The sequence below is a fragment of the Pseudomonas fluorescens NCIMB 11764 genome, assembly GCF_000293885.2.
Classification (GTDB): Bacteria; Pseudomonadota; Gammaproteobacteria; order Pseudomonadales; family Pseudomonadaceae; genus Aquipseudomonas; species Aquipseudomonas fluorescens_B.
On record NZ_CP010945.1, the window covers coordinates 5,829,831 to 5,841,636 of the forward strand.

An 11,806-nucleotide genomic window follows, 5' to 3' on the forward strand; every position below is an offset into this window, starting at 1 on the left:
ATTACGAATACCGCAACGCGTGAGCCGGCTCGATCTTCGCCGCACGCCACGCCGGGTATACCGTGGCAAGGAAGCTCAACACAAACCCCGCCGAGCAGATCAACAACACATCCCCGCCCTGCAACTCCGAAGGCAGGTTACTGACGAAATACACATCGGAACTGAAGATGTGTTGCCCGCTCACCCGCTCCATCCAGCCCACCAACTCACTCACGTTCAGTGCGGCGATCACGCCGAGCACGCCGCCGATCAAGGTGCCAACCACCCCGATCACCGTGCCCTGGACCATGAAGATCGCCATGATCTGTCGTGGCGTGGCGCCGATGGTGCGCAGGATCGCGATGTCCGCGCCTTTGTCGTTCACCACCATGATCAGGGTGGCGATGATGTTGAACGCCGCTACCGCAACGATCATCAGCAACAACAGGCCGATCATGGTTTTTTCCATTTTCATCGCGCTGAACAGGCTGCCCTGGGTGTGGGTCCAGTCGTCAGCCTTGTAAGCGGCGCCCAAGCCGCCAGCGATGTCGCTGGAAACCTGCGGCGCCGCGTACAAATCTTTCACCGCCAGGCGCACGCTCTGCACCTGATTCGGCTCCCAATGCTGCATCTGCGCGGCATCGGCGACGTGGATCAGCGCCATCGAGCCGTCCAGCTCGGCACCCACCTTAAACACGCCAACCACGTTCAGTCGCTGCATGCGCGGGGTAATTCCGCCCGGCGCGTTGCTGACTTCCGGCACGATCAGGGTGATCTTGTCGCCGACATTCAAGCGGAAGCGTCTTGCCGTAATCTCACCGATCACTACACCGAACTCACCCGGTTTCAAGGCATCGAGACGGCCCTGAACGATGTGCTGGGCAACGATCGAGACCTTGCCTTCCAGTGCCGGATCGACGCCGCTGACCTGAATCGGCTGCATCGTGCCTTTATAGGAGAGCATGCCTTCCATCTCGGTGAACGGCACGGCGGCGGTCACTTCCGGGTTTTTCATCGCGGCGGCGGCCACCGGCTGCCAATCGTCGATCGGCTTGACGCCGACGATGGTTGCGTGGGGCACCATGCCGAGGATGCGCGAGCTCATTTCGCGCTGGAAGCCGTTCATGACCGACAACACCACGATCATCGCCAGCACGCCGAGGGCGAGGCCGATCATCGAGGTCATCGAGATGAACGAAACAAAGCGATTGCGGCGCTTGGCGCGGGTATAGCGCGTGCCGATAAAGATCGATAACGGTCTGAACATTCGCTGGGGCACCGTATAAAAACAAAAAGACCCGACGTCTTTTCAGACATCGGGTTTCGACCAATCAGATAGGCGTCAGGCAACCTTCCTGCAAATGCAGGACGCGATCCATCTGGCGAGCCAGGTTCATGTCGTGGGTCACCACCAGGAACGCCGTGCGCATCGAGGTGCTGAGTTCCAGCATCAAATCCTGAATACCTTGGGCGGTGTGGGAGTCGAGGTTGCCGGTCGGCTCGTCGAGCATCACCAGGCCTGGCTTGTTGACCAGGGCGCGGGCGATGGCCACACGCTGACGTTCGCCACCGGACAATTCCGCCGGTTTGTGCTCGAGGCGATGGCCCAGCCCTACCCGCTCCAGCAACGCCGTCGCACGCTGGCGCGCTTCCGGGATCGCGGTCTTGCCGATCAGCAGCGGCATGCAGACGTTTTCCAGTGCGGTGAACTCCGGCAGCAAATGGTGGAACTGGTACACGAACCCGAGGGAACGGTTACGCAGCAGGCCACGATTCTTCTCGCTCAGAGCCGAAAGTTCTTGGCCGTCGAGCCAGACGCTGCCCTTGGTTGGCGTATCGAGGCCGCCCAGCAGGTTGAGCAAGGTACTTTTGCCCGACCCCGACGTGCCGACGATCGCTACGCGCTCACCCGGATGCAGCTCCAGTTGCAGACCGGCCAGAACCTCTACCGACTCCGGGCCTTCCTCGTAGGATTTGCCCAGGTTGCGGCAGCTCAAGATTGCTTTATCACTCATGCCCGACTCACTCATAACGTAGCGCCTCCGCAGGCTGGGTGCGCGCGGCACGCCAGGCTGGATACAGGGTGGCGAGGAAACTCAGGATCAACGCGGCGGCGCAGACCATCAACACATCCTGGCTCTGCACTTGCGACGGCAGGTAATCGATGAAGTACACGTCGGCGTTGAGGAACTTGTGGCCGATCAGGCCTTCGAGGGCCGAGATTGCGGCACTGACGTTCAGCGCGGCGAAGATACCAACCACGGCGCCGATCAGCGTGCCAACCACACCGATGACGGTGCCCTGCACCATGAAGATCGCCATGATCGAACCCGGCGTGGCGCCGAGGGTGCGCAGAATGGCGATGTCGCCCTTCTTGTCGTTCACCACCATCACCAGCGTGGAAATGATGTTGAACGCAGCCACGGCAACGATCAGCAGCAACAGCAAACCGATCATGGCTTTTTCCATGCGGATCGCCTGATACAGGTTGCCATGGGTGCGCGTCCAGTCGCGGGCGTAGAAATGGTCTTCACCGAGTTGCTGGGCGATGTTCCATGCGGTACGCGGGGCCTGGAACAGGTCGTCGAACTTCAGGCGGATGCCCTGCACCTGATCCGGTTTCCAGCGGTGCAGCTTCGCCAGGTCCTGCAGGTTGGTGACGCCCAGGTAACCGTCGATCTCGCCCGCGCCGACATGGAAGATGCCGACCACGGTGAAGCGTTTCATGCGCGGGAACATGCCGGCCGGGGTCACGGTGACTTCCGGCGCGACGAAGGTCAGCTTGTCGCCAATGGCCGCGCCGAGCTTGGCGGCCGCCTTGTCGCCGATGACGATGCCGAAACTGCCCGGTGCGAGGTCATCGAGTTTGCCCTGCAGCATGAACTTGTCGATGATCGACACCTGGCGTTCCAGCGCCGGGTCGATGGCATTGAGCAGCACTTTGGAGACTTTGCCGTTGTTGGTCAGCAACCCCTGCATCTGGGTGAACGGCGCCACGGCCGTCACTTGCGGGTTCTGCTTGACCTTGGCGGCGAGGTCTTGCCAGTCGCTGATCGGCTCGCCGGACTCGATGGTCGCGTGGGGCACCATGCCCAGCACGCGGGTGCGCATCTCATGATCGAAGCCGTTCATGACCGACAGCACCACGATCATCACGATCACGCCAAGGGCAAGACCGATCATCGAAGTCAGGGAAATGAACGACACAAAATGATTGCGACGCTTTGCACGGGTATAACGCGTGCCAATAAATACGAAGAGAGGTCTGAACATGTCGGGGCTTGTTCGGAGGGAAAAGGAACGTCCTTGTGGCGGGGGTCGATAACCAGCTTTACACTCAGACCACCGCCGCTACCATGGGTTCGCCATGTCGACATTAGATGAAGAAGATCGCCGCGAATACTACCGTATCGAGGACACGATCGCACTGGAAATTCGGCCCCTGTCCGCTCCCGAAGCCGCAGGCCAGGAAGTGTTGCAGGATGCTTCCCCACTCTTCAACCTGCTCAGCGAACTGCACCTGAGCGAATTCGAATCGCAACACCTGTTGCGCCAGATCAGCGAGCGCGACCGCAACCTCGCGGCGTTCCTGAAATCCCAGAACAAACGCATCGATCTGCTCAGCCAGGTGATCGCCATCACCGTGCTCGGACAGATCGGCGAGCCGCAGCCTGTGATCATCTCCGAGGGTGGCGTCGACTTCCAGCACCCCACACCGATTGCCGCGGGCACGCACCTGTCGGTGAAACTGGTGCTGATGCCGCAAGCCCTCGGCCTGTTGCTGCGGGCGCGCGTTACCCATTGCGATCGCAAGGGCGACGGCTACGACGTCGGCACCGAGTTCGAACGTCCGACCGATGCCCAGCGCCAACTGCTGGCCCGCTACATTTTGCAGAAGCAGGCCCAGGAACGACGCCTGGCCCGCGAAAACGAATCAGGCATTTAAATTAAGGAAGAACCGTGACCCTCATCTACGGCCATCGCGGCGCCAAGGGCGAAGCACCGGAAAACACCCTGACCGGCTTTCAGGAATGCCTCAAGCACGGCGTGCGCCGCTGCGAACTGGACCTGCACCTGTCCATGGACAACGAGTTGATGGTCATTCATGACCCGACCCTCAAGCGCACCACCGACCGCCGCGGCAAGGTGGTCGAGCACACCGCTGCCGAGCTGGTGACCTACGACGCACGCAAGGGTGGCCCGGGCTGGATCAAGCCGTGCCCGATCCCGACGCTGGAAGAACTGTTCGAGAAATGCGACTTCGAGCACTGGCAGCTGGAAGTCAAAAGCGCTTCACGCACCCGCGCCGCGACCACCGTGTTGGCAATTCGCGAAATGGCCCAGCGTTTTGGCATGCTCGACAAGGTCACCATCACCTCGAGTTCGCGAGAAGTGCTGAAAGCGGCTTTGGACCTGGTGCCGGACGTGTCCCGCGGACTGGTGGCCGAATACGCCTGGCTCGACCCGCTGAAGGTCGCGGCAAGCTATGGCTGTGAAATTCTGGCGCTGAACTGGACCCTGTGTACGCCGGAACGCCTGGAGAAGGCGCAGCGTCAGGGGTTGCATGTGTCGGTGTGGACAGTCAACGAGCCCGCGCTGATGCGCAGACTCGCCGACTTCGGCGTTGACAGCCTGATTACAGACTTTCCCGGTTTGGCCACTGCCACGCTCGAGAATTGCTGAAATCGGTCTCCCCGGCCGGCTCAGGCCACCGGCCGGAGCCACTCAAAAAAGCCGGTTGAGGCCATCGTACGCCGCTACCCGATAGGCTTCGGCCATGGTCGGGTAGTTGAACGTCGTGTTGACGAAGTACTTCAGCGTGTTCAATTCGCCCGGCTGGCTCATGATCGCCTGACCGATGTGCACGATCTCCGACGCCTGATAACCGAAGCAGTGAACGCCCAGCACTTCCAGCGTCTCGCGGTGGAACAGGATCTTCAGCATGCCCTGAGGCTCGCCGGCAATCTGCGCACGCGCCATGCTCTTGAAGAATGCCTTGCCGACTTCATACGGCACTTTGGCCTGCGTCAGCTCCTGCTCGTTCTTGCCGATCGAGCTGATTTCCGGAATGGTGTAGATGCCGGTCGGCACGTCATTCACGAAGCGCCAGCTGTTGTTGTCGACGATGCTGCCAGCGGCCGAACGGCCCTGGTCGTGCGCGGCACTGGCCAGGCTCGGCCAGCCGATCACGTCACCGGCACCGTAGATGTTCGGTACGCAGGTGCGGTAGGCCTCGTCGACTTCGATCTGGCCACGGCTGTTGACCTTGACGCCGATATTTTCCAGGCCCAGCTGATCGGTGTTACCGGTTCGGCCGTTGCACCAGAGCAAGGCGTCGGCCTTGATCTTCTTGCCGGACTTGAGGTGCAGGATCACGCCGTTGTCCACACCTTCGACGCGGTCGTAGTCTTCGTTATGGCGAACCGTGATGTTGTTGTTGCTGAAGTGGTAGCTCAGCGCCTGGGAAATTTCCGAGTCGAGAAAGCTCAGCAACTGACCACGGTTGTCCACCAGCTCGACCAGCACGCCCAGACCGCTGAAGATCGACGCGTATTCGCAACCGATTACCCCAGCGCCGTAAACGATGAGTTTGCGCGGGGTGTGGCCGAGGCTGAGGATGGTGTCGCTATCGTAGATACGCGGGTGATGGAAATCGATGTCCGCCGGGCGATAAGGACGCGAGCCGGTGGCGATGATGATGTGCTTGGCCACCAGTTTTTCGACCACGCCATTGGCGCAGACCACTTCGATGGTTTGCTCGTCGGCAAAGCTGCCGGTGCCGAAGAACACGTCGACGCGGTTACGGGCGTAGTAGCCAGTGCGCGAAGCGACTTGTTTGGAAATGACTTTCTCGGCGCTTTTCAGTACGTCCGGGAACGAAAACCAGCGCGGCTCACCAATGGCCCGGAACATCGGGTTGGTGTTGAACTGCATGATCTGCCGGACCGAGTGACGCAGTGCCTTGGACGGGATGGTACCCAGGTGGGTGCAGTTGCCGCCGACCTGGCGACGGCTGTCGACCATCGCCACCTTGCGCCCTGCTTTGGCGGCGTTCATTGCCGCGCCTTCTCCCGCCGGGCCGGAACCCAGCACCACCACGTCGTAGTTGTAGACAGCCATGCGTACTCCTCAGAACAGGCCGCGGCGCCCTCGGCTCCTGCGGCTAAATCACGCCGATCTGCGGCGTGAAGGAACAATTTGGGGCCAGTGCAGAACCCGGACACAGTCTATAGAAGCGTCAACGCCGCGCACATTAACCCTTGGTCGCGTCGTAGGCTACTTTTGCCTGCACTACAACGCCAGTCTTCAATGCGCGAATCGCCGCAATCATTCGGTTTTACCGCCACTGAGGCGTTCAAAAGCCTGATTGGTTCGTGTGACGAAACCTGTATCGGCACGAATCACAAAGAATGCACCGATATTGTGAGTTTCGGCATAGTCCCAACCCCGTTCAGGACCGAGAATCAGCAACAGCGTCGATAAGCCATCGGCCATCAACGCTGAAGGATGAATCACCGTGACCGACGCCAGGGCGTGTAAGACCGGCGCACCGGTGTGGGCATCAAGGGTGTGGGAATAACGTTTCCCATCCTGCTGAAAATAATTGCGGTAGTCCCCGGAAGTGGACACGCCATAGCCGTCCACATTGATGATGCGCTGAGCCACTTGCTGGTCATCGCGGGGCTCCTCCAACGCAATCTTCCAGGGCGAACCGTCGGGTTTCTTGCCCGCTGCCTTGAGTTCGCCAGTGACTTCGGCGAGGTAGTTGTGGATGTCCATGGCTTCGAGCCTTGCGGCAATGGTGTCGACCGCGTAGCCCGCCGCGATGCTATTGAAATCGACCTCGACGGCCGCGTCCTTGCACAGCTGATCACCCTCGATGCGCAAGTGGGTGTGGCCGACGCGTTGCTGCATCTCGGCAAGCGCTTCGGCGCTCGGGACTTTTTCTTCACGCGCCTGCGGACCGAATCCCCATAGGTTGAGCAGCGGTTCCACCGTCAAGTCGAAGGAGCCGTCGCTTTGGGACGACAACTGCTCGCCCACACGGATCAATTCGAGTACAGGGCCGGGCATGACCTGGCAGCGGCCGGCCGGCAATGCGTTGAAGCGAGCAGTGTCCGAGTCGCTGCGATAGGTCGAGAATTGGCGATCCACTTCAGCGAGGATATTTTCTACTTCGACCTGCACCGCTTTCGGCCCGGGCGCAGAGGAATGTCTTACGTATTGGATGGAATAACGACTGCCCATGGTCGGGCCGTCGAAGCGTTCCAGGCTGGCGCCGTTGCCACAACCGGACAAAACGCCGGCCAGCACCATAAGTCCACCCCACCGTCCAGTTAACAAATCTTCATCTCCCCTCAAAACCGCGCCCGCCATTATGGGGCTCAGAGCGCATGAGAGCGAGATCTGCCAGCGCCCGTGAGCCAGACGCAAAACCTGTGGCCGCGAGAGCGACTTGCCGATCTCGTTCCCACAAGCGCAGCGTTTCAAACAAGATTTACCAGCGCGAGTACCTACAAATGCCTTCCAATACGAGCAACGGCAAAGCGATTTTTCGCGTCGTCAGCGGAAACTTCCTGGAGATGTTCGACTTCATGGTCTACGGCTTTTACGCCACGGCCATTGCGAAAACTTTCTTCCCCACCGACAGTGCTTTCGCCTCCCTGATGTTATCGCTGGCCACGTTTGGCGCCGGCTTTCTCATGCGTCCGCTGGGTGCGATTTTCCTCGGTGCCTACATCGACCGGCATGGTCGTCGCAAAGGGTTGATCATCACCCTCGCGATGATGGCCGCGGGCACGGTGTTGATTGCCTGCGTGCCGGGTTACGCCACATTGGGCGTGGCCGCGCCGCTGCTCGTGCTGTTCGGTCGCCTGTTGCAGGGTTTCTCGGCGGGCGTGGAGCTGGGCGGTGTTTCGGTGTATCTGGCCGAGATTTCCACACCGGGACGCAAAGGCTTCTTCGTCAGTTGGCAGTCCGCCAGTCAGCAAGCGGCGGTGGTTTTCGCCGGCCTGTTGGGGGTTGTCTTGAACCACTGGCTCAGCCCGGAAGAAATGGGTGACTGGGGCTGGCGCGTGCCGTTCCTGATCGGCTGCATGATTGTGCCGGTGATCTTCGTGATTCGCCGTTCGCTGGAAGAAACCCCTGAGTTCCAGGCACGAAAACATCGCCCTACCCTGCGGGAAATCGTCCGCTCGATCGGTCAGAACTTTGGCATTGTCATCGCCGGCATGGCATTGGTGGTCATGACGACCGTGTCGTTTTACCTGATCACCGCCTACACCCCGACCTTTGGCAAAGCCGAACTGCATTTGTCGGACCTGGATGCGTTGCTGGTGACGGTGTGCATCGGCCTGTCGAACTTTTTCTGGCTGCCGGTGATGGGCGCTGTGTCCGACAAAATCGGGCGAAAACCGCTACTTCTCGCAGCAACTATTCTGGCGATTCTTACTGCCTACCCGGCCCTGTCGTGGCTGGTTGCAAACCCGAGCTTTAACCATTTGCTGATTGTCGAGTTGTGGCTGTCGTTCCTGTACGGCTCATACAACGGCGCCATGGTCGTAGCGCTGACCGAGATCATGCCAGTGGAAGTTCGTACGACCGGTTTCTCTTTGGCCTACAGCTTGGCGACCGCAACCTTCGGTGGGTTTACACCGGCAGCCTGTACGTACCTGATTCATGTGCTGGACAACAAGGCTGCGCCGGGGATCTGGCTCAGTGGCGCGGCGGTGCTTGGATTGATTGCGACGCTGGTGTTGTTTAAGGGCAATCGGCATGAACTGCGGACTGCGCAAGCAGCGGTGGTCGGCCACACCTGATAGATCGCCATCGCTAGCAGGCTAGCTGTGTAAACCCACCACGTTGTTCACGGATGCTATTCGGCTAATTGGTGGCAAATAACTCAGGCTGGCATGCGGGCGATGCCAGTTGTACTCGTGCAACCACGACGTCAGGTAGGTCGCACGTTGGTCTGAGCTTTCGTAACTTCTGGCGTAGGCCCATTCGCGCAGAGCGGTTTGGATAAATCGCTCTGCCTTGCCATTCGTTCGTGGTGTGTAAGGTTTGGTATAGATGTGTTTAAGCCCCAGCCGTCGACATAGACGCTTGAAACGTCCGGACTTGTAGCAAGGGCCGTTATCGGTCATTACCCGCTCGAAGCAAACGCCAAGGCTTGCGTAGTAGCGCAGGGCCCGGATCAGCGCGAGGCAGGCGCTACGCCCACTTTGGTCTGCGTACAAACCGCTGTGTGCCACTCGACTGTTATCGTCGATGGCAACATGGGCGTATTCCCAACCGACATGGTAAGAGCGGCCTTTTAGGCGGTCTCGTGTCACTCGATGACCTGGTTTGTTAAAACGCCCCAGCTTCTTGATGTCCAGGTGAAGCAGACCTCCGGGCTGAGAATATTCGTAGCGAATCACTGGCGGTGGCGGTTCCAGGTATGCCAAACGGTTGAGGCCGTTACGGCTCAATAACCTGCCCACAGTGCTGTGTCCCACCTTCAAGTCCTGGCTGATTTGGCGATAGGTTTTTCGCTGGCGACGTAGCTCAAGCACTTGTTCCTGGCGCATCTCAGGAAGCGCGTGCGGACAGAACTTGGGGCGGGACGAACGATCCTGCAGTCCTTCCTCGCCTTCAGCACGATAGCGATTAAGCCACTTGTAGGCAGTGCGAACACTGACTCCTTGAGACTGAGCTACCTCAACAGGTCTCAGGCCTTCCTTAAGGATTCGTTGAACAAGAAGGGCTCGACCGGAAACGGTTAATCGGGCATTTTTATGAACGTTCACTCGGGGCCTCCGGGTGCTTGGTTTGGTTCGCACCTCCAATTTCCCGGAAAAGTCCCGAGTGAACAACCTACAGAGAGATCACAGCTAGCTCCCACACTGGATCTGTGGCGTTCACAAGCCCCCTGTGGGAGCTAGCCTGCTAGCGATGAGGCCGGTGCCGGCAACAACGATCCAACAGACACACAAACAAAAACGCCCCGACCAAAGTCGGGGCGCTTTCATTTCCAGCTAAGGCTTAGCGCGGGAATGCTGGCGGGTTTACCCCGGCCATGTCTTCCATCACGCGAACCACCTGGCAGCTGTAACCGAATTCGTTGTCGTACCAAACGTACAGAACAACGCGGTTGTCTTGAGTGATGGTTGCTTCAGCGTCCACAACGCCTGCGTGGCGCGAGCCAACGAAGTCGGTGGAGACCACTTCCTGCGAATTGACGAAGTCGATTTGCTTGTGCAGATCGGAGTGCAGCGCCATGTAGCGCAGGTACTCGTTCATCTCTTCACGGGTGGCGGCTTTCTCAAGGTTCAGGTTGAGAATGGCCATCGACACGTTCGGCGTCGGAACACGGATCGCGTTACCGGTCAGCTTGCCGGCCAGCTCAGGCAGAGCCTTGGCAGCAGCGGTGGCAGCACCGGTCTCGGTGATCACCATGTTCAGCGCGGCGCTACGGCCACGGCGATCGCCCTTGTGGAAGTTGTCGATCAGGTTCTGGTCGTTGGTGTACGAGTGAACGGTTTCGACGTGACCATTGATGATGCCGAACTTGTCATTCACAGCCTTGAGCACCGGCACGATGGCGTTGGTGGTGCAGGAAGCGGCGGACACGATCTTGTCTTCAGCGGTGATTTCACTGTGGTTGATGCCGTGAACGATGTTCTTCAGCTTGCCTTTGCCAGGCGCGGTCAGAACAACGCGGTCGATACCCGGGCACGCCAGGTGTTGACCCAGGCCTTCAGCGTCACGCCATACGCCGGTGTTGTCCACCAGCAGCGCGTCTTTGATGCCGTACTGGGTGTAATCCACCTCGGTCGGGTTCTTCGCGTAGATCACCTGGATCAGGTTACCGTTGGCGGTAATGGTGTTGTTTTCTTCGTCGATGACGATGGTGCCGTTGAACGGACCGTGTACCGAATCGCGACGCAACAGGCTGGCGCGCTTGACCAGGTCGTTCTCGGCGCCTTTACGCACCACGATGGCACGCAGGCGCAGGCCGTCGCCGCCACCGGTTTTTTCGATCAGGATGCGCGCCAGCAGACGGCCGATGCGACCGAAGCCGTACAGGACCACGTCGGTGCCTTTGCGAGCGGTAGCGTTTTGCTGGCCAACCACATCCGCCAGTTCTTCACGGACGAACTGCTCGGCAGTGCGGCCTTTGCCTTCGACGCGGAATTTGAACGCCAACTTGCCCAAGTCTACCGAGGCCGCGCCGAGCTTGAGCTCGCTCATGGCTTTAAGCAGAGGGAATGTTTCGTGGACGGAGAGTTCGCTATCGTCGGAAGAACGATGGCGAGCAAAGCGGTGAGCTTTGAGAATCGCGATGACAGACTGGTTGATCAGGCTGCGGCCATAGATCGAGCTCACCACGTTGTTATTGCGGTAGAGCTGACCGATAAGCGGAATCATCGCTTCTGCGAGTGCTTCACGGTCGATCCATTCACCAAGACACTGGTCGGGCTTCTGAGTCACGGGAACCTTCCACATGTAGGGGCAGAAAAAAGGGGCTACATTATGCCGCCGAGTGCTCCCCGTAGCAATGCGCGCCTGTCGTGCGAGCCGTAACAAATTTCCGTTCAAAAAAATCACGCATTGCCGCAGCCCTGTAAAACCGCGGCTTTCAGCGCAGTCAATTTTTTGGAGACACCGCTGTCTTATCCGTAACCCTCCGTAACACTCGACCGTTTTGCCACTACATAATCCGTGATTTTCAGGAAAAAACGGGCGTTTTTTGTCTTTACCACTACATTTCGCCAAACCTGCGTAATAGACACAGTCAGCAACTGACAGGCGGCACCCGAGGCCGCTACAATTACCGACTTTG

At 59.3% G+C, this 11,806-nt stretch carries 10 protein-coding genes; 3 read left to right on the top strand and 7 right to left on the bottom strand.

The annotated features are described in order from the left end of the window. Nucleotide 1 precedes the first annotated feature (1 nt). The 3 genes from B723_RS26650 to B723_RS26660 all read right to left on the bottom strand — a co-directional run bounded on the left by B723_RS26650 (nucleotide 2) and on the right by B723_RS26660 (nucleotide 3,252). A complete protein-coding gene (locus B723_RS26650) occupies nucleotides 2-1,246 on the bottom strand; it encodes a lipoprotein-releasing ABC transporter permease subunit (protein WP_017339871.1) in 1,245 nt (414 codons plus the stop codon). Between the two features lie 64 nt (nucleotides 1,247-1,310). Then, entirely contained in the window at nucleotides 1,311-1,994 is a 684-nt protein-coding gene (gene lolD, locus B723_RS26655) for a lipoprotein-releasing ABC transporter ATP-binding protein LolD (protein ID WP_017339872.1), read from the bottom strand. A 7-nt stretch (nucleotides 1,995-2,001) separates the two neighbouring features. Next, nucleotides 2,002-3,252, bottom strand: a complete 1,251-nt coding sequence (locus B723_RS26660) for a lipoprotein-releasing ABC transporter permease subunit (RefSeq protein WP_017339873.1) — start codon at nucleotides 3,250-3,252, stop codon at nucleotides 2,002-2,004. A 94-nt stretch (nucleotides 3,253-3,346) separates the two neighbouring features. On the opposite strand from B723_RS26660, the gene B723_RS26665 reads away from it, so the two are divergent. Then, nucleotides 3,347-3,925 (top strand): PilZ domain-containing protein, encoded by a 579-nt coding sequence (locus B723_RS26665; RefSeq protein ID WP_017339874.1) that lies wholly within the window; start codon nucleotides 3,347-3,349, stop codon nucleotides 3,923-3,925. Nucleotides 3,926-3,939: 14 nt separating this feature from the next. Continuing rightward, nucleotides 3,940-4,662: a glycerophosphodiester phosphodiesterase gene (locus B723_RS26670; protein ID WP_017339875.1), complete on the top strand. Its 723-nt coding sequence runs from the start codon at nucleotides 3,940-3,942 to the stop codon at nucleotides 4,660-4,662. Nucleotides 4,663-4,704: 42 nt separating this feature from the next. Here B723_RS26670 and sthA read toward each other — a convergent pair whose 3' ends face one another. Together sthA and B723_RS26680 are read right to left on the bottom strand one after the other, a co-directional pair. Further along, entirely contained in the window at nucleotides 4,705-6,099 is a 1,395-nt protein-coding gene (gene sthA, locus B723_RS26675; protein WP_007907752.1) for a Si-specific NAD(P)(+) transhydrogenase, read from the bottom strand. Between the two features lie 207 nt (nucleotides 6,100-6,306). Then, nucleotides 6,307-7,296 carry an FAD:protein FMN transferase gene (locus B723_RS26680; RefSeq protein WP_017339876.1) on the bottom strand — a complete coding sequence of 330 codons (990 nt, stop codon included), beginning with the start codon at nucleotides 7,294-7,296 and terminating at the stop codon, nucleotides 6,307-6,309. 203 nt (nucleotides 7,297-7,499) lie between these two features. On the opposite strand from B723_RS26680, the gene B723_RS26685 reads away from it, so the two are divergent. Then, nucleotides 7,500-8,798, top strand: coding sequence for an MFS transporter (locus tag B723_RS26685; protein WP_017339877.1), 1,299 nt, complete (start codon nucleotides 7,500-7,502; stop codon nucleotides 8,796-8,798). A 21-nt stretch (nucleotides 8,799-8,819) separates the two neighbouring features. Here B723_RS26685 and B723_RS32620 read toward each other — a convergent pair whose 3' ends face one another. Both B723_RS32620 and B723_RS26695 read right to left on the bottom strand, forming a co-directional pair. Further along, on the bottom strand, nucleotides 8,820-9,770 hold the full coding sequence (locus B723_RS32620) for an IS481 family transposase (RefSeq protein WP_080995161.1): 951 nt from the start codon (nucleotides 9,768-9,770) through the stop codon (nucleotides 8,820-8,822). 235 nt (nucleotides 9,771-10,005) lie between these two features. Next, complete coding sequence (locus tag B723_RS26695) at nucleotides 10,006-11,469, bottom strand: glyceraldehyde-3-phosphate dehydrogenase (RefSeq protein WP_017339878.1); 1,464 nt, start codon at nucleotides 11,467-11,469, stop codon at nucleotides 10,006-10,008. Between the last annotated feature and the right edge of the window lie 337 nt (nucleotides 11,470-11,806).